Source organism: Ktedonosporobacter rubrisoli (assembly GCF_004208415.1).
Lineage (GTDB): Bacteria > Chloroflexota > Ktedonobacteria > Ktedonobacterales > Ktedonobacteraceae > Ktedonosporobacter > Ktedonosporobacter rubrisoli.
In genome coordinates this window covers 7,189,381-7,207,502 of sequence record NZ_CP035758.1, presented here as the reverse complement: position 1 = coordinate 7,207,502, position 18,122 = coordinate 7,189,381, and the positions used below count along the sequence as shown (strand labels likewise).

General features: G+C 53.6%; 13 protein-coding genes. 7 read left to right on the top strand and 6 right to left on the bottom strand.

Annotated features, from left to right (window positions below):
• Positions 1 to 31: 31 nt before the first annotated feature.
• The 6 genes from EPA93_RS31310 to EPA93_RS31285 all read left to right on the top strand — a co-directional run bounded on the left by EPA93_RS31310 (position 32) and on the right by EPA93_RS31285 (position 7,724).
• Entirely contained in the window at positions 32 to 793 is a 762-nt protein-coding gene (locus tag EPA93_RS31310) for a GNAT family N-acetyltransferase (protein WP_129891291.1), read from the top strand.
• 280 nt (positions 794 to 1,073) lie between these two features.
• Positions 1,074 to 2,204, top strand: coding sequence for a ScyD/ScyE family protein (locus EPA93_RS31305; protein WP_165423510.1), 1,131 nt, complete (start codon positions 1,074 to 1,076; stop codon positions 2,202 to 2,204).
• 317 nt (positions 2,205 to 2,521) lie between these two features.
• Positions 2,522 to 2,932 carry a MerR family transcriptional regulator gene (locus EPA93_RS31300; protein ID WP_129891289.1) on the top strand — a complete coding sequence of 137 codons (411 nt, stop codon included), beginning with the start codon at positions 2,522 to 2,524 and terminating at the stop codon, positions 2,930 to 2,932.
• Positions 2,933 to 3,002: 70 nt separating this feature from the next.
• Positions 3,003 to 5,723, top strand: a complete 2,721-nt coding sequence (locus EPA93_RS48635; protein WP_165423509.1) for a winged helix-turn-helix domain-containing protein — start codon at positions 3,003 to 3,005, stop codon at positions 5,721 to 5,723.
• A 333-nt stretch (positions 5,724 to 6,056) separates the two neighbouring features.
• Entirely contained in the window at positions 6,057 to 6,905 is an 849-nt protein-coding gene (locus EPA93_RS31290) for an oxidoreductase (RefSeq protein WP_129891288.1), read from the top strand.
• A 213-nt stretch (positions 6,906 to 7,118) separates the two neighbouring features.
• Positions 7,119 to 7,724 (top strand): TetR/AcrR family transcriptional regulator, encoded by a 606-nt coding sequence (locus tag EPA93_RS31285; protein ID WP_129891287.1) that lies wholly within the window; start codon positions 7,119 to 7,121, stop codon positions 7,722 to 7,724.
• A gap of 100 nt (positions 7,725 to 7,824) precedes the next feature.
• Here EPA93_RS31285 and EPA93_RS31280 read toward each other — a convergent pair whose 3' ends face one another.
• The 3 genes from EPA93_RS31280 to EPA93_RS31270 form a co-directional block, all read right to left on the bottom strand.
• Positions 7,825 to 8,814: a formylglycine-generating enzyme family protein gene (locus EPA93_RS31280; RefSeq protein WP_207229249.1), complete on the bottom strand. Its 990-nt coding sequence runs from the start codon at positions 8,812 to 8,814 to the stop codon at positions 7,825 to 7,827.
• A gap of 100 nt (positions 8,815 to 8,914) precedes the next feature.
• A complete protein-coding gene (locus tag EPA93_RS31275) occupies positions 8,915 to 11,176 on the bottom strand; it encodes an arylsulfatase (protein WP_165423508.1) in 2,262 nt (753 codons plus the stop codon).
• A gap of 152 nt (positions 11,177 to 11,328) precedes the next feature.
• Positions 11,329 to 12,738 carry an MFS transporter gene (locus tag EPA93_RS31270; RefSeq protein WP_129891285.1) on the bottom strand — a complete coding sequence of 470 codons (1,410 nt, stop codon included), beginning with the start codon at positions 12,736 to 12,738 and terminating at the stop codon, positions 11,329 to 11,331.
• A 614-nt stretch (positions 12,739 to 13,352) separates the two neighbouring features.
• On the opposite strand from EPA93_RS31270, the gene EPA93_RS31265 reads away from it, so the two are divergent.
• Complete coding sequence (locus EPA93_RS31265; RefSeq protein ID WP_129891284.1) at positions 13,353 to 13,709, top strand: Imm51 family immunity protein; 357 nt, start codon at positions 13,353 to 13,355, stop codon at positions 13,707 to 13,709.
• Between the two features lie 91 nt (positions 13,710 to 13,800).
• On the opposite strand, the gene EPA93_RS31260 is transcribed toward EPA93_RS31265, so the two are convergent.
• The 3 genes from EPA93_RS31260 to EPA93_RS31250 all read right to left on the bottom strand — a co-directional run bounded on the left by EPA93_RS31260 (position 13,801) and on the right by EPA93_RS31250 (position 17,918).
• The gene (locus tag EPA93_RS31260; protein ID WP_129891283.1) at positions 13,801 to 14,445 is read right to left on the bottom strand and encodes a class I SAM-dependent methyltransferase; all 645 of its coding nucleotides are present in this window, start codon (positions 14,443 to 14,445) and stop codon (positions 13,801 to 13,803) included.
• Between the two features lie 75 nt (positions 14,446 to 14,520).
• Positions 14,521 to 15,474, bottom strand: a complete 954-nt coding sequence (gene miaA / locus EPA93_RS31255; protein WP_129891282.1) for a tRNA (adenosine(37)-N6)-dimethylallyltransferase MiaA — start codon at positions 15,472 to 15,474, stop codon at positions 14,521 to 14,523.
• A gap of 143 nt (positions 15,475 to 15,617) precedes the next feature.
• The gene (locus EPA93_RS31250) at positions 15,618 to 17,918 is read right to left on the bottom strand and encodes a serine/threonine protein kinase (RefSeq protein WP_277988679.1); all 2,301 of its coding nucleotides are present in this window, start codon (positions 17,916 to 17,918) and stop codon (positions 15,618 to 15,620) included.
• Between the last annotated feature and the right edge of the window lie 204 nt (positions 17,919 to 18,122).

The window sequence follows — 18,122 nt, the reverse complement described above, 5'->3', positions numbered from 1 at the left end:
GTTCAAGTAACCAAGCTCATTTAATGTGAGGATGAGCCTTTCTTTTGGGTTGCGCGATGCGAAGGATAGACGTAATCCTCCATTCCTGGCCAGCGTGGAAGATGAGCATGATGGATGCCTTGCAGTCTGCATGACACCTCCCCGCAATCTCGTTATTGCCAGCGTTGATGGCGTGGACGAAGAGGCGGCAAGCGCACTTATTGTGGCTGATTTGCACAAGCATAACTGGTCAGTGCCTGGAGTACTGGGACCGGCGCAAACCGCTGAGAGCTTTGCCCGCGCCTGGCAAAAGCAAAGCGGGAAGCCGTACCGTGAGGAGATGAGCCATCGCGTCTTTGAACTGCGCCAGGTTCTGCCGCCTTCCCGCGTCCCGGGTCATTTGCAGCTGGCAGAGGAAAAGGATCTGGAACTGGTCGACGGCTGGATGCAGGCATTTTATCAGGAGGCTCTGCCTAAAGAGAAAGCCGAATCTCTTGCCCAGGAAGCCAGCGCGCGTGTGGCGAAGCGTGAAGTTTATCTATGGCAACTGCCCACAGGTCAGTACGTTACCATGGCCGCTAAGACGCGCCCGCTAGCGCACGGCATCAGCATCTCTCTTGTCTATACGCCACCAGCCTTGCGCGGTAAGGGCTATGCCTCTAATTGTGTGGCCGCCCTTAGCGAGCTGCTATTGAAGAGTGGCTGGCAGTGGTGCAGCCTTTTTACTGATTTGTCTAACCCCATCTCAAACAGCATCTATCAAAAGATTGGCTATCGTCCTGTCTGTGATTTCACAGAATATCTTCTATACTAACAAAATTTTTCTCCTGCCCTTAAACTTCGCTCTACAGACGTTGTACAAGAGAGAATGGCCCAGAATATAGTAACAGGTCTTTCTCTCTTTTGCTCTATTGTAGAGAATCTTTTCCCCTAAAAATGATGCTGCATATCGTTTATAGTTCATTCGTGGAGTTGTGTTCTACAACGCTGCAAATAGCATAGGTGATAGAAAGGGGTACGCATTCTCCAAGATTCTTGTGGCAAGGATGTCGGGACCTGGATAGTGTATGTATAGTTGGGAAGGAGGCATCGACATGTTGCGCACTTTCTGGCAACTTATCGTCTTTGGAGGATTAGCACTGGTCCTGCTGTTATTGGCACCATGTATGGCCGCGACTGCCTACGCTCAGAGCCAGGCGTTAAGCGAGACCGCGAGCCGCATTTCGACTTTTGCCAGCGGTCTGGATAATCCACGTGGCCTGGCCTTTGGGCCTGATGGCAACCTCTATGTGGCTGAAGCCGGCGAGGGAGGAACGAACTCGGCTAACGGCAAATGTACACAGGTGCCAGCTCCTGTTGGGCCTTATACGGGAGGAATGACCTCGCGCATCTCAAAGATTAGCCCTTCTGGCGCGCGCTCAACTGTGATAGACAAGCTGCCATCCGCTAAATCTAACCCTAAGACGGGCGGCGAGATTCTCGGCGTTTCGGCCGTAGCCTTTGTCGGCGACACGCTCTACGCGCTGCTTTCGGGCGGGGGTTGTTCGCATGGCTCACCGCAAGAGACAAATGGAGTTTTTCGCGTCAATGGTCAGCAGCATACCTGGCAGCAAATTGCCGATCTCAGCCACTTCATTCAGACTCACCTTGTCAAGAAACCCAGCGCCGATGACTTTGAGCCCGATGGCACCTGGTATAGTATGATCCAGGAGAACGGCCGATTATATGCTGTCGAGCCGAATCATGGTGAGCTGGACAGAATCGAGACTAATGGTACGATTAGCCGGATTGCCGATATTTCCGCCAGCCAGGGGCATAGCGTGCCTACTGCCGTCGCGTTCCATAATGGCGATTTTTATGTCGGGAATCTGGGATTGTTCCCTATTCAACAAGGCTCAGCAAAAATTCTTAAGATTACGCCTTCCGGACAGGTGAGCGATGAGACAAATGGCCTGACCACTGTTCTAGGGCTCTCCTTTGACTGTAAGGGCCAGATGTATGCTCTGGAGAATACTGTGGGCAAATCTATGCCAGCCCCGGGTGCGGGCCGGATCGTGCGCATCGCTTCTGGAGGCAAGCTGGATACCGTCGCCTCGGGCCTGAACTTTCCTACCGCTATGACCTTTGGGCCTGACGGCAATCTGTATGTCTCAAACTTTGGCTTTGGCGCGGGGCCTGGCAAGGGTCAGATCGAGCGCATTGATGCCGGGATCAAGTGTTCTTAATTCCCAATGGTTCAGCTGGCTCGCTCTTTTGCTCATTGCCAGAGGAGCGGGCCAGAGGCTTGTCAATGTTAGAGCGATTCTTGTGGCTTTCCAACGACTTGACTTAGAGTGCACTCTAAATTGTATACTATCCTTGAGCGCGGTCACCCAGAACAGGTGATCTTGCCTCTGCCCATCACAATTGCGTGCAGTCCACCGCAAAGGCTGCGTTTGTCACGAATTATGAAAACTAGTTGGAGCTGCGGAAAGCTACTCCCCGAGGGAGAGCGCTTAAAATTCATGCTCTCTTTTCAAGCGATCAGGTGGCGCTGAAATTTATGAAAGATGAACTTACTATCCAGGAGGTTGCCGAACAGACGGGCTTGAGCGTGCATACGTTGCGCTATTACGAACGCGTTGGTTTGCTTGACGCGATAGAGCGAGCTTCCAGTGGTCACCGGCGCTACAAAGCTGTCGATGTCACCTGGATCTTGTTTCTCACGCGCCTGCGCGCAACGGGTATGTCGATTCGCCAGATGCAGGATTTTGCCAATATGCGTCGGCGGGGCGCAACGGAGGAGGAGCGCCTGGCCTTTTTAGAGGAGCACCAGCGGCTTGTGCGCGCGCATATGCGTGAGCTTGAAGACCATATGACTGTCATCGAGACGAAGATTGCGCACTATAAGCGCATGATCGCGCAGGGGCAGAACGTCGGCCTGGAACTCATCCCAATTGAGAGCCGCACTTAAAGCGCGCTACAAAATCCTTGTAGTATCCTGATATAAAACTGTCGCGTGAAAGGGAAATCTCGGTATATCTATGGCTAGTGGTATTGCCGTTGCAGGGACAAAATTTTCTGCTCCGACTTCTTTGCACGCCTTGATTCCTCGACAGAGGTTACAGGATTTGCTCAATACTGGCCTCCAATACCCTTTAACCTTGCTCTCGGCGCCTGCTGGCTATGGAAAGACAAGCTTATTGTCTGAGTGGCTGCTGACCTCCCAAAATCACTTATCCTATGCCTGGGTTTCGCTGGATTCCTCTGATGACGATGTGCGCAAATTCTGGCTATGCATATTTCTCGCGTTACAGCGCTGTGCCCCCGACCTGATAACTCCTCTCCTCTTGCAATGGCAGGATCAGCGAGCTCTGGATATCCAGCATATTCTCTCCTTGCTCATTAATCGCTTGCTCGAAGAACCTGATGCGCACTATATTCTGATCATTGATGACTATCATCTGATTACCGAGCCAGCAATCCATCAAGGACTTACCTATCTCATCGAGCGGCTGCCTCCACAGTTGCGCCTTTTTCTATCAACGCGGGTTGATCCTCCTCTGCCCCTGCACCGCCTGCGTTCGCGTGGGCAGCTTATAGAAGTGCGTGCCAGGCACTTTCAGTGTACTGCTTCTGAGGCTGGCGCCTTTCTCAACGAGAGCATGGGACTTTCCCTGAGCCGTGAAGAGGTTGAAGAGATCACTGAGCGTACGGAGGGCTGGTTAGTGGGATTGCAACTGGTTGCCCTGTCGTTGCAGAGCCAGGCATCCCTCGCCGAAGTCTTGACCCATGTCTCGGGCAATCAGCGCTACATCCTGGAATATTTCACTGAAGAGGTGCTCAGGCAACAGCCTGAACGGCTTCAGACGTTTTTACAGGTTACCAGCCTGCTTGACCAGTTCTGTGCCTCCCTCTGTGATGCTCTATGGGAAGAGGGCCAGAGCCAGCAGATGCTAGAGAGGCTGGAACGCATGCACCTTTTTGTCGTAGCCCTGGATATAGAGGGAATCTGGTATAGATATCACCACTTATTTGCCGAGGCCTTACAGCATCGTCTCCGTCAGGCCATGTCTCAGGAAGATATTCAGGCCATGTATGCGAAGGCAAGCCTCTGGTACGCCGAGCAAGGCCAGATGCACGAGGCTGTTCAGTATGCTGTACAGAGCCGCGATTGGCTGCGCGTCATCTCTTTGCTTGAACATTTTCTTCGCCATCTGCGCTGGCAGCCCGGCGAGGTGCCGATGATGCAGCGGTGGATTGAGCAGTTACCCGCCGAACTATTTGGCCAGCATCCACGCCTTGGGCTGTTTGCTGCCTGGTTATGGTACGCTATGGGCGATTTTCGCGCATCTGAGGGCTGGCTGGACAAAGTTGAGATCCCATGCGGGCAACCGGCTGAGGAAGGCAGACACCGGCAGCTCACAGCGGAAATGCTTGCGCGCAGAGCGATGAGCAAGGGTTTCTATGGGCATGAGCAGGAAGTCCTTACCTTATGCGAGCAGGCCGCAGCGCTGCTTGACGCTGACAATAACTATGTGCGTGCTCTTCTCCAAAACGCACTGGCGTTTGCGGCTCTGGCCCGTGGTGATGCGAGGGCTGCTTTATATGCACTCAAGGAATCGATTGCTGCCTATGAGCAGGCCGGTATCATAGCTGCGGCAAGCTGTTTGTCCTGTATAGCTTCGTCCTATCAGCTTATGCAAGGACTCTTGAGGCAGGCCGAGCAGGCGCTTGAGCTAATCCAGTTGGAACCGCTGGAGAAGCGAAACCAGCCCTCTCTCTTGCGGGGAGTTTTGTATGCTTATCAGGCGGCAATCCTGTATGAACAGAATCAGCTTGAGGGCGCTTTTGATCTTGCCCAACAGTCTCTGCAGCTGATTGGGCAGGTGGGAGCTATGCTTTTTGTTGATCAAGCCTATGTGGTTCTGCTGCAGATCTACCTTGCGCGTCAGCAGCTCGACGCGGCAGAAGAGACTTTACAACGCTTGCTAGCGCTTCCCGCCTATAGAGACAACGAGTATGCCCAGGCCTGGCTGATCTCGGGCTTGCAGGTCAGGCTCTGGCTCTTGAAGGGAGAGCAGGAGCTTGCCGTGCAATGGCGAAAAAGTCGCCAGCCACAAGCGAGCTTTCCTGCAGCTTTTTCTCAGGAGCGAGAGGCAGTAGCCTGGGTTCGTGTCCTGCTGGCCGAAAGGAAAAGCGAAGAGGCACGCCGTCTACTCGCGCTCTGGTTACCTCGGGCGCGGGCGGCCGAACGCCAGGAACATGTATTGGAAATGTGCTTGCTGGAAGCCCTGGCCTGCCAGCAAATCCAGCAGACGCAGGAGGCCTTGTTGGCGCTTGCCGAAGCCCTGGCCATAGGGGAGCCTGAAGGCTATGTGCGCCACTTTCTGGATGAAGGTTCTGAGCTTATGCCCCTCTTGCGACGGAGCCGGGAGCATCAGCCAGGACCCTATGTGGAGCGCTTGCTCGCAGCCTTTGGGCAGGTAGAGAAGAGAGCACCAAAGCATAGCCATCCTGCATTATCTGCGCCAGATCAGGCCTTTATCGATCCGCTCAGTACGCGTGAGCAAGAGGTTTTGGAACTGCTGGCGCAAGGAGCCTCTAATCAGGAGATCGCGCGGGCCCTGGTTATCGCTCCAAACACCGTCAAACGGCATGTGCAAGCGATCTTGACAAAATTGGGAGTACGAAATCGCACTCAGGCCGTTGCTCGGGCTCAAAAGCTTCGTCTCCTTAGCGCCAACGCTGACCGAAAGCCATGAAAGATCAGCGTATCTGAGGGCGTATAGTCCTAAATAATCATTGATCCCTCCCTAGAGAAAATGACCCCAAATGATCAAGACTTCTTGAGGACCCGGCGGTATACTTTCCCTTGTCACCGCCGCAAGGCGCTGTTTGCCACTGGCGACAGAAATTTTCTGTTCCCTGGCCGAGCACGTGGCCTTCTCGTGCAATATATTCGCCTCTTTTCGTCCCACGCTAGCGTAGGCCTCTAAAAACCTTGAGAGGTTTTAGTTCGGCCTGCTGGACGCTGGCAAGCTGGCCGGTGGGGAAAATAGAGAGGCAAAGTTAGATAGAGACAAGGAGATAGATCAATGGCTTCCTCAACACCGAATCGCGTCTGGCTGATTACCGGTTGTTCCAGCGGATTTGGACGGGCCTTCGCCCAGGCAGTAATTGTGCATGGAGATCAGCTGGTAGCCACAGCCCGCAATGTCGAGCAGATTGCTCAGTTGGCAAGTGCTCATCCAGATCAAGTTCTGGCGCTGGCCCTCGATGTTACGAACCCACAGCAGGCGCAAGCAACCGTGGAGAGCGCGCTGAATGCCTTTGGGCATATTGATGTTCTCGTCAACAATGCTGGTTATGGGCTCTTTGGAGCCTTTGAGGAACTTTCGGATGAACAGATTCGCCGGCAAATAGAGGTGAATCTGTTTGGGGTTATGAACATAACACGAGCAGTTCTGCCGGCTATGCGCGCCCAAAGATCAGGCCACCTGCTGCAGATGAGCTCGTTAGGAGGACAGGCCGGCTTCCCTGGAAACACTGCCTATGCCGCCAGCAAGTTCGCCCTGGAAGGATGGTCGGAAGCCCTTTCCAAGGAACTCGCACCATTTGGCATCAAAGTGACCATTATTGAGCCAGGAGGCTTTCGCACAGAGTGGGCCGGCCGTTCAATGGTTAAGGCTACTCCTCTGGCAATATATGATGAGGTGATGTCTGAACGAAGGGCAAACACGGAAAAGGTGAATGGAAAGCAGCCGGGAGATCCCGCCCGCGCGGCCCAGGCTATCATTGCTGTTGTCGAGGCCGAGCAGCCTCCTATGCGGCTTCCCCTGGGGACAGATTCGGCCTCCGTCATTCGCCAGCATCTTCAGCAGCAGCTTAACGAGCTAGACCGTTGGGAGTCCTTATCGCATTCCACAGACTTCCCGCATCATTAAGCCCCACAGGAAACCCAGGGAAGATGCTAGAGCAGAGAAGCAAAACTAATGAGCGCAAGTGGGCAATCAGCTAGCCTCAATAAGAGGATAGCTTGTTCAGCCATAGTCCATCTGCTACAATGCACGATACGGATCGTGCTGTTGTAAAATATTAAGATAGAGAATACTTGAGTCTGCTATATACATTTTAAATGCTTAAGAGGAGCGGAGAAGATGGCTGAGCAGGAGACCACAGCTCAGGGGCGCCGGAGAAGTAGTCAGTCCCACCAGGCGATTTTGCAAGCGACGCGCGAGGAGCTGGCTGAGGTGGGCTATCGCGATATGACCATTGAAGGCATTGCTGCGCGCGCTGGCGTGGGAAAAAAGACCATTTATCGATGGTGGCCCTCGAAGGCCGCTGTGGCCCTTGAAGCATTGATCACTGCTGACGAGTTGCGTGCGCCATTTCCCGATACCGGCTCGCTCGAAAGAGATTTGCTTACCTATTTTGAGCAAGCATTTGCGGGTTTGCGAGGCAAGACCGGGACTGTGCTAAGTGGTCTGGCTGCGGAGGCGCAGCTAGATCCTGCCTTTGCGCACGAGTTTCAACAAACGTTTATTGTGCCGATGAAAGCAGGCCTGGTGGCGCTTTTGCAGCGGGGCTTAGAGCGTGGCGAGCTGGCTGCCGATACCAATCTGAACGTGCTGGCTGACTTCATTTATGGCGCTAAATGGTATCGCTTCCTGCTGTATCCAGCTCCTCTAGATACTGCATTTGCCCGCGATATCGTTGGCTTGATTACACGCTTGCGAGGGACGAGCGCAGTAACTGAGGCGTGACGGTTTCGAGACTTGCTATATAGCCGACCACAGGATGAGCACATCTGCGCTGCAATACCTGTGGCCGGCTATATACAATCCTCTGCCTCAGGAGTGGACATCAGGCGTTGGGGCGCACAATGCAGCGAAATCCTGTGTGGCAGGTAGACGTGTCGATGGTTTGTGGGGTGCGCGCCGCCGGGCGGTAGCGCTGACAATAGTTTGGAGCGCAGAGGTAAGACCCTCCTTTAAGTACTTTGCGCGGAATACGTACAGCCTGATCGGGATCGAGACTTTGCGTTTCGCTCGCGCCATGGGGATTATGGGGAGTGCAGCACTGCTTGGCCGCATCGGCCTGGTGGCGTGGCGCATACCAATCGCTTGTCCACTCCCACACATTGCCGGCCATATCATAGAGCCCATAGTTATTGGGCGGGAAAGAGCCCACAGGAGCGGTGCCCTCGTAGCCATCAAGGCACAGGTTTTGCCAGGGAAATTCTCCTTGCCAGGTATTGGCCATCAGCTTTCCGCCAGGAGCAAGCTCGTTGCCCCATGTATAGGGTGCGCCCCGTAACCCACCGCGGGCCGCGCGCTCCCATTCTGCCTCCGTAGGCAAGACCTTATGCGCCCAGTGGGCATACGCTTCTACATCCTGGTAAGCCACGTGGACGACGGGGTGCTTTTCGCGTCCTTTAATAGAGCTACCTGGGCCCTCGGGATGCCGCCAGTTGGCGCCAGGGATAAAGGCCCACCAGGCACTAAAATCGTTAAGATCAACTTGATGATCCGGTTGTTGGAAGACAAGCGAACCGGCTACCAACTGCGTGGGGTCTACGCCAGGATAATCGGTAGGATTGGGCGGATACTCGGCCAGCGTGATATAGCCAGTCTCCCTGACAAAGCTGGCGAATTGTTCATTGGTCACCGTATAGCGATCCATCCAGAAGCCATCGACGGTTACGCGATGGACCGGAGCCTCTTCGGGATAATGCGAGTTTGAGCCCATGAGAAATGTTCCTCCAGGAATCCATGCCATATCTGGATAAGGTGCGGGACCTGGATGCTCATCTTCATGGTTCCTATGTGCGTGAATTTGGATAGGTATTGTCATAGCTGCTAGATCTTTCCTGCCGTGGCCTGCTGCCACGGATCGTTGCTGGCTGACCGATAGATCCATAAAGCGGTCGGCCAGCTAGAAGCCTTAAGGGTTGTTACTCAGTTGCCAGTTCAGTAGCCAGAATAGCGGCAAGGTCGGGCTCGGCATTCTCAAGAGTTATCGTGACATACTTGAGCTTACCGCTGAAGCGGAACGGTGTCTCATACGTCTCGCTCACCGGGGTAAGCGTGTTCTGCCCAACATCGAATGCACCAGGGCCTCCCGCGAGCAGCGTTGTGCGTTCAATAAGGCCTTCACCAACCACTTGTCCATTGATTACCAGCCTACCTTGTCCCTGGAGCTCGCCCGTACGGATGAACTCAAAGCGCAGGGTTGAGGCACCGCCGGGCACTTCGGCTACTGATGTAATTATATAATGTTTGTCTCCAAGATAATTATAATCGAAAACTAACTGGTTGTTTTGGATAAAAAGTGCCAGCCCACCAAAACGCCCGCCCTGGGCGACCAGAACTCCTTCTGTCCTGCTGTCGGCTCGCTCAATCTCCGCTGTGATAGTATAGGAGCGGTTTCCTAGAATTGGTCCGGCAGTCGCGGTAAGGCGCGCGATATAAGGCGGGAAAACGTAGGTTGTGGGGAACTTCCGGCGGGCTAAATGTGCTCTCCCCCGCGTTAGTAAGCGATCATCCAGGGGAAGAACATTATAGCGGCCGGCTTCAACCCACCACAGCTCGATGAGCTGGCGCAGCTTCTCCGGATGAACTGTCGCGAGATCGCGACTCTCGGAGAAATCTTCCTCCACATGATAGAGCTCCCACTCATCCTCCTCATATGGCGTATCGGGCTGATGATAGCACACAGCCTTCCAGCCAGCCTGCCAGATGCCCCGGTTGCCCAGCATCTCGTAGTATTGCACCTGCTTACGAGTTGGTGCTGCTGGCTGATCGAAGGTGTAGGCAAGGCTGGTACCATGCAGTGGTTCCTGGGTTACGCCATTAAGGCTAGCAGGAGGCTGAAGGCCGATCAACTCTAAGACTGTTGGCGTAATATCGGTCACATGATGATATTGCTGGCGAATGCTGCCCTTATCCTTGATGTGTGCAGGATAGTGAATGATCAAAGGATCTTTGACCCCACCGGCATGTACCCAACGTTTGTACCATTTGAGCGGCGTGTTACCGGCCTGGGCCCAGCCCTGTGGATAGTGGTTATAAGCTCTTGGCGTGCCCAGATCATCAATGCGATGCTGAATATCCCGGGCCTTAACCTCGACGCCGTTGAAAAACTTCCACTCGTTATCGGTTCCATCGGGTCCGCCTTCCGGGCTGGCGCCGTTGTCTGAGAGGAACACAATGAGCGTATTCTCGAACTGGCCAATCTCCTTGAGAAAGTCGAGCAGGCGACCGATATGATAATCAGTGTGTTCAAGATAACCGGCAAAGACCTCCTGCATACGCGCAAACAGGCGCTGCTCATCAGGACTGAGCTCCTGCCAGGCCTTCACGCCAGGATTGTGCGGCGGTAATTGCGTCTCAGGTGGAATGATGCCCTGTTCCTTTTGGCGCGCAAACCATTCCTCGCGCACTTGATCCCAGCCCTTATCGTACTTGCCCTTGTATTTGTCGATGAACTCACGTGGTGCCTGGTGTGGAGCGTGAGTGGCGCCGTAAGCCAGGTAGAGAAAGAAGGGCTTGCCCTGAGCCGTGGCTTGCTGATTGCGCACAAAATCGATAGCCTTATCGGTGAGATCCTCGGTGAGGTGGTAGCCCTCTTCGGCGCGCCTGGGCTGCTCGATACGCTGATTGTAAGCTACCAGGTCAGGATTCCACTGATTGGTTTCGCCGCCGAGAAAGCCATAGTAGTGCTCAAAGCCACGCCCCAGCGGCCAGTTATCGAATGGGCCGCTGCTGCTCTGCTCATCCGAAGGCACCAGGTGCCACTTGCCAACCGCGATAGTATTATAGCCGTTTTCTTTGAGAATCTCGCTCAGCAAGCCGGTCTGCTTGCTAACCTTGCCCCGGCTGTTGGGAAAGCCGTTAGGAACCTCGGTAACGAATGAGACCCCCGTGGCATGATGATTGCGCCCGCTCAGCAGGCAGGCGCGGGTAGGAGAGCAGATGGCAGTTGTGTGAAAATTATTGTAGCGCAAGCCTTCGGCAGCCAGACTATCAATATTGGGTGTCGAAATATCTGAACCGTAACATCCCAGATGCGCGAAGCCCGTATCGTCAAGCACGATAAAAAGAACATTTGGTGAGCCAGTGGGTGGCCGAACTGGCTCAGGCCACCAGGGCTCCGAATCCTGCCAGGTGCGACCTGTATGGCCTCGAAAAGTGCCGTTGTGTTGTGGATCAGTCATTGGAAAATCCTCCTGGAAGTTATTCATGCTTATGATGCTCAGGTGGAGGGTAAGCGGAGTGGGTAAAGCGCCCCTTTGCGCCTCGGCACCCCGCCCTGGCTACCCTTCTACCCGGGACCAATGCCCATTATCGGCCACTTCCTTGTGGCCAATTAGCTGGCCCTGGCTTCTTCGAGCTGGACGGCTTCACGGTTGGCGATCCGTTTCTGCTCGTCAGGTCGAATAAAGATAAAGCCAGCAAGTGCACACGCCAAAAGAAGAGAACAGGTGAGGAGGTAGACGGAGTTAAAGCCTGCGGCTAAGTTGTGGCCGGCAGCCTGGATAAGCGGACCCGCAAGCGTCGGCCCGATAACGCCAGCCAGCATAGCCAGGGCAATGGTGATACCCTGCATAGTCCCGTGCCTTTCCACAGGAGTCACATTTAAAATCAAGGTTCCAGTAAGGGCAAAGGCTGCCCCATTTGGAATGCAACTTATCAGCAGAAGAGAGAGAATAGTCGAATGCACGATAGAACTACCGTACAGCATGATGGCAGTAGCTATAAGCACAAAACTTAAGACATAGACATAGGATCTGCTCTTGCCAGTCTGGCGATATAATCTATCGCCCAGGCCGCTAAAGAGGATTTGCATAGTGCAGGCCGTAAGGGTCATGATCGGACTGAAGATAGCGAAGTTCTGCAAGGTGAGATGGCGAACTTCGGTGAAATAAATAGTTAGCCAACCCAGAAAAATGGCCTGAAACCAGTAAGCTCCGAAGGCCGCCAGGGTAATAAAGATCACATTGCGTGAGAACAGGAGCTGACGCAATTCAGACCAGCTAATTTTCTTGATCCGTGGCTCTTCGCCGCTGGCGAGCTGCTTTGTCTCCGACGAACTGTCCTCCTCAGGTCTTTCCTTGCCCAAAAAGTGCCAGAGAATGAGCCAGAGCAGGCTGCAGGCGCCCAGTAAGATAAAGGCCGAACGCCAGCCAAGGTAAACTGAAGCATAGACCAGCACCGGCGTCAATAAGGCCGGCCCGACCAGATTCCCACAGGTCACAATCGCAACGCCCAGCCCCCGGCGTGCTTCTGGTAACCAGCGTGAGGCAGCCGCCAGCGCGACTCCCGTATAAGGCCCTTCGCCGGCTCCTAGCCCGACGCGCGTAAGGAGCAAGAGCGGAAAGCTTGTCACGATTGCCGTGGCTAACTGCGTGAAGGTCCAGACAGTTGCTAGCAAGGATAATGTGCGCTTTGTGCCCAGGGTGTCGGACCAGGTGCCAATGAGAATAGATGAGAGCGAAAATAGCCAGAAAAAACTGCCACTGAGGATACCCCATTGCGTGGGCGTAAGGTGGAATTCCTTGATAATCGGCACTGCTAAAAGGGCCGCAACCATTTTATCGGCAAAGTTGATGGCTCCCAGAGTAAATAAAAAGGCAAGCATGCCCAGGCTCAAGCGCGAGATACGTGTTTGCGTGCTGGTCGTTGAGATCGATTGCGCCATGGTGTTCCTTTCCCAAGAATAGCGGCTGACTGCTGGCAGGCTGGCTTGAGATATCGGTAGCAATTCGTCAATACTCATGTGGAAAGCTAGCTTTCCTGTCAGTCTGCGTTTGGTTTTCGCAGAGATTGACTGCTGAACAAGCGCCGCACATAACTGGCAATTATGGGCGAAAGACTACACGAACTGCTAATTTGAGAAAAGGTGTCTGCTATCCTTTCGCTGTTCGCTGCGGATAACAAGGGTTCGGGTTATTTAAGCAGAGGTAATCTTGCTTGTATCTGCTTCCTTCTCAAGCAAACCTGTTAGGATTCTGACATCTTGTCGTACTGACGTCACCTCCTCATGCTGCTAAAAGAGCTGCCCAGGGCAAGGGTGGTGCCCACCGCCTGAAAGCAAGTGCCGGCCAGAGGATGCCTTCGCTCTCAGCACGGCCACTGAACTTGCCCTGTTGGCTCCGGTCGATGTATGTCTCAACACTTATAACCATACCATAGATTATTCATTCTTTCAAGTTATATTTACCATAAATTTTGGTTATGAATAAAAATTGGTTATAAATTGCTATCCACTAAGACAACCCTAAGAAGCGTAGGGGGATTGACTGGGACGAAAAAGCATGCTTTACTTGCCGCAAGCTAGGAAACACTTAATTTGCGCAGAGCCATCTGCTAAGATATCTGGGGTAAAGAGGTATGAGAGAGCCACGATCAGATGACGACGAATACAAACCAGGTCATGTGTTGCACTATGATGACAAGTGGATGTTCATTCTTCGCCCTTATGAAGAAATAGATAAGGTTTCCTTCCTTTTTCAAGAAGAATGGGGATATGAACCAAATGGAGCTTCCTGGCAAGCCGTGATCGAGACATTAGTGAGCATGCACTTTCCCAAACTGGCAGCCGTATTGAATTTCGATGCGGAAAGTGATGAATGCTGGATGACCTCTGTTGACCCAGAACCGCTTAAGGCAGTTGCCGGGATGCTGAGAAGAATTTTATTGCACCCTGAAGAACTGCGGGAAGCTCTGCGAAAAACTGAGCCAGATTGAGCCATAAATGCAAGCGAGCAAGGAGGATTATAGCCTGGCTCGCCTGCTAGATGTATGCTTTACCTGCTCACAGAGAGCCATGATCTCTCCATTACTCTTTGCGGGCCAGCCATTGAAAGGCGCGGGTGGCATGACCATTCATCGTTGTCACGCTGATCTCAGCGAATTCCTGACGACTAAAGTTGGAGAGCAGCGTAGTTAGCCATTCCTGGTCATGGTGACGGCAAATTGCGCCATCGTCAGTCTCGAAAATGCCATAAACGCCGTATTTGGCTTGATGGGCCTGGTAGCGCGCAAGATTGCGCTCATCGGTTTGAAGCAGCATATCGCTGATATAGAGCACGCCGCCGGGACGCAAAATACGCCCTAGCTCTCCAACTAAGGCGCGCTGGGCCTCATTCTCTGGCACACAAGTGAGTAGCGCAAAGAGGAGAATGGCATCGAACGAAGCATCGGCATAAGGCAAAGCTGAGGGCTCGATCAGCCGAAAGTTTAGTTCTGGATGAGTGAGGCGGGCGCGCTCGATCATCGGCGCCGAGAAATCCACACCCTCAACATCCTGGTAGCCATGCTCATAGAGCAGACTTGTAACGCGCCCATAGCCGCAGCCATAGTCGAGAATCCGTGCCTGTGGCTTGATCGCCTTGGCCAGCCAGGCAAAATTGACAGGATGTGTGAACGTCTTGCTTACGCCTTTTGTATCCCAATAGGTTCGATGGGTATCTGGTGCTGTCAAAGAGAGGCCTCCATGTTATTGTGCGGAACGTTATTGTATGCTACCAACCTGAGATGTGGTAAAGCTTGTTGAATATTATATCTGTTTGGCTTGAAGGGTAGCAATGTCTGGGAGCGTTTGCTGGGCAAGAAAAGCCCTGGCGATGCGCTCGGCCTCCGGGACCATCTCGGGACCGCCATCCAGCCAGAGGATTCTTTGTTCGCGGCGAAACCAGGTCAACTGGCGGCGCGTGAAATCATGAATAGCATATTTCAGACGTTGTACCATCTCGGCCTCGCTGCTAAATTCGCCACGCAGCCAGCGATCTATAAAGCGGTATTCTAATCCCAGGGCCTCCATGCGCTCATGGTTCACTCCCTGCTCCAGTAGCGTGCGCACCTCTTGCACCATCCCCTGTTCCATACGCTCATCAACGCGCTCATCAATGCGCCAATACAGGACTTCCCGGGGCCAGCGTATGCCCAGAAGCAGGCTGCGATAGAGCGGCTCGGCCATGCTGCGTTGCTGCGAGAAAGGCTTACCTGTAATGAGGCAAACCTCAAGTGCGCGAATAACGCGCCGGGGATTCTGGCGATCAATGCTCGCAGCGCTCTGTGGATCGAGCTCCTCAAGTTGGGCTAACAGTTCGGGCAGTGGTCGAGCCTCAAGTCGGGCCCGCAGTTCTGGCTGTGGAGGGACCTGGGGGATATCAAGATTATCGACGATGGCCTGAATGTAATGTGGAGAGCCACCGACCAGCAAGGGTTGCCGTCCACGGGCCAGTATATCGTTAATTATAGTAATCGCCGCTTGCTGAAATTGTGCTACCGTATAGACATCGCGCGGATCGGCAACATCGAGCAAATGGTGAGGCGCTGCTTCTCTCTCCTGAGGGCTTACTTTGGCTGTTCCGATATCCAGGCCTCGATAGACCTGGCGCGAATCTGCGGAGATAATTTCTCCGTTCAACCGCTGAGCCAGGGTAATCCCAAGCGAGCTTTTCCCCGATGCCGTGGGGCCAAGAATAACGATTAAATCCGGCTGTGGCAAGCGCTGCCTCCCTGAAAAATTATACTCTTATGTCAACCTCTCTTGATCGGCCCTCTACTCTATGCAGCAAGAGCTTTTACCATCTTCTGGCAGAAAGAGTATAGCCCGCAAATCCTGGCGGGTCAAGCATACAGGTATGCTTCTCAGGGGTACATCTGCTTCATCAATTGATCTATGCGCCAGACCAGACCGGCAGTCGTAGCTATCCCAATCACAAGGCTACACAGCGTAAGCCAGCTAATAGCAAAGCCAACGGTGAGCAGATAGCCCAGGCTGGCCCCAACAATTACCGCCAGGGTCAAGCCGAGCCTGCGGCGCGTGCGGGCCAGTACCCAGCTTACGCCATAAATGATCTGGTCGCTAATGGCCGGAGCTGTGCCAGCCGTGGCGCTGCTGGCCGCGATCAACAAGAGCAAGAAGAACTGCAAGGGGGCCAGGCTCTCATGAATGAGAAGTTGCCAGGCGAAGCGTGCGATGGCCAGGGTAAATAATGTGCCGCCCATACCGGTGCAGGCTCGATTAATGGCCTCGCTCTTACCCGGCCATTTAGCAATTAAAGTTCCCAGCGTTGCCACTGGCACCATGCCTGCCAGAACAAGCACAAACCAGGGATCAGGTGGTAATGGAGCTGTATGTGAAGGTGAGAGCGGAGCGAGCAGGGTATAGACAAGGCTTGCCGTCATGAGTGCAGCAATAAACGTGCGGCCATATTGAAACCAGCGTTTTTGCCGTACGGCAGGTGGTAAAGGGTCCCAGCCGCCGCTACCTTTAGCATATTTGCTGCTCTGAGCCTGATCGGCAGGTGGCGCAGCGGCGGGCTTGCCTGTAGTTTTCTTAGCAGGTTCCACGCTCTGAGGAGGCTCTGGAACTGGCTCGACCATAACCTGTGCCTGGCTGAGTGGAGGAACAGCAAGCAAGGCTCCTTCGGTAAGTGCATCCTCGTCTTCTTCTTCATCGAAATCGTCTGCGACGGCAGGCAATTTGCTATGGACCTGAGGATTGCTGGAATCAGAAAAGACGATGATATCGGCCTCGACTGTTACGATGATATCTTTGCGCGTATTGCCCTCATCCGGCGAGATCACGACAGTACCGGTATAGTGTGCTGAACCCTGCAGCTTTGTGCTGTTGATGCGCACATTGACATAGGTTTCCTCGCCATCAAAGCGCGTCTCGTCAAGAAGAATCCAGGATTCATTGGCATAGATATCGCCGCTGCACGCTAAACCTGGGGCAACCCGGATGGTAATCGCCATCGGAGCTGAGATACCGGGATAGACCTGACCAAAATCGAGTGTGCGTGGGCTGACCTGGACAGGGGATGTGGGTTTGCGAGGAGGCTGCCAGTGAGGTGTGGTGACTGGACGTGCGGGAGTAGCCGTGCCAGCCTGACCATGGGAGGTATGTGTAGCCGAGTACCCATGCTGATGAGCTTCTACAAGCTCGTCCATGATAAGTAAGAATTGCTCAAGAGCTTCTGCGGGATCGTTTATCATCATACGAATCTGGCGGGCGACACGCTCAAGTTCGACCTCGCCGATTTCATGTAGCCATAATTCAATTTCGCCATCGAAGAGATAATCCGAAGCTTCCTCAGGATAGCGGGCGCACAAATCGGCAAGCTCATCCGGCGTGGTGGCCTGATCGCCGTTCTCAAAGACAAACGTACCTTCTCCCAACAGCGCGCGTCGGAAAGCTACCACACTATCGTAGCGGTCCTCGGGGCGCATAGCCGTAGCTTTTTCTAGAGCGCGAGCAACCATTGGGGAGATGTGAGGATTGATTGCGCGCACATCTTCAAGGCCAAAGCCTGTCTCTGAGAGCGTATTGGTGAGTAATTGAAAGAGCGTCATCGCCAGCGAATAGATATCCGAGCGCTCATCGGTCTGGGCCTTGCCGTACTGCTCCGGTGGCGCAAAGCCAGGTGTACCGAGAATCTGTGTATCCTGGGAAATCATAGGGCGAAAGATGCGTGCGATACCAAAATCAATAAGCTTGATGCGCCCATCGCGCGTACGCATAACATTGCCCGGCTTCATATCTCTGAAGATGATCGGTGGTTGCTGATCATGGAGATATTGCAGCACATCGCAGAGCTGGCGAGCCCATCCGAGCACTCGACGCTCGGGGAAGGGTCGGCCCTCGCGCTCAAGCATCTCTTCGAGCGTCAGGCCGTCGATAAATTCCATGACTAGAAAGTAGCGCTGCCGCTCGGCAAAAAAACCATGAAACGATGGTAGATAGGGATGATTGAGCTTACGCAAGATATCGGCTTCAATTTTAAAGTTCTGGATGGCCTGAGAACGCTCCTCCGGCGGTACCATGGAGAGGCTCATCTCCTTAATGGCGCAAGTTGTCTGTCGTTTGAGATCCTTGGCCTGGTAGACAGCTCCCATGCCTCCTTGCCCGATAGTGCGAAGGATCTGGTAACGATTATGTAGCAAGGTAAGACGGGTTAAATGCCCTGTTTGTGTATACCCCTGGCCGTATCGCTGGCTAATGGCGAACCCCCCATCGTTGCTCTACACTATCCTTAAGATCGCTGATGTGAACCTCAGTATAACATAACCCCGTGGGACATACTACCTATTAAAAACGAGGGTTACGCACAAAGATCACATGCCGTGGTACAATTTAAGTAAACGACT

What these genes read in the sequence shown, in the direction of transcription:
- EPA93_RS31285 (WP_129891287.1), top strand. Translation starts at nt 7,119, where the DNA reads ATGGCTGAGCAGGAGACCACAGCTCAGGGGCGCCGGAGAAGTAGTCAG.
- EPA93_RS31270 (WP_129891285.1), bottom strand. Translation starts at nt 12,738, where the DNA reads ATGAGTATTGACGAATTGCTACCGATATCTCAAGCCAGCCTGCCAGCA.
- EPA93_RS31265 (WP_129891284.1), top strand. Translation starts at nt 13,353, where the DNA reads ATGAGAGAGCCACGATCAGATGACGACGAATACAAACCAGGTCATGTG.
- EPA93_RS31300 (WP_129891289.1), top strand. Translation starts at nt 2,522, where the DNA reads ATGAAAGATGAACTTACTATCCAGGAGGTTGCCGAACAGACGGGCTTG.
- EPA93_RS31280 (WP_207229249.1), bottom strand. Translation starts at nt 8,814, where the DNA reads ATGACAATACCTATCCAAATTCACGCACATAGGAACCATGAAGATGAG.
- EPA93_RS31310 (WP_129891291.1), top strand. Translation starts at nt 32, where the DNA reads ATGAGCCTTTCTTTTGGGTTGCGCGATGCGAAGGATAGACGTAATCCT.
- EPA93_RS31290 (WP_129891288.1), top strand. Translation starts at nt 6,057, where the DNA reads ATGGCTTCCTCAACACCGAATCGCGTCTGGCTGATTACCGGTTGTTCC.
- EPA93_RS48635 (WP_165423509.1), top strand. Translation starts at nt 3,003, where the DNA reads ATGGCTAGTGGTATTGCCGTTGCAGGGACAAAATTTTCTGCTCCGACT.
- EPA93_RS31275 (WP_165423508.1), bottom strand. Translation starts at nt 11,176, where the DNA reads ATGACTGATCCACAACACAACGGCACTTTTCGAGGCCATACAGGTCGC.
- EPA93_RS31305 (WP_165423510.1), top strand. Translation starts at nt 1,074, where the DNA reads ATGTTGCGCACTTTCTGGCAACTTATCGTCTTTGGAGGATTAGCACTG.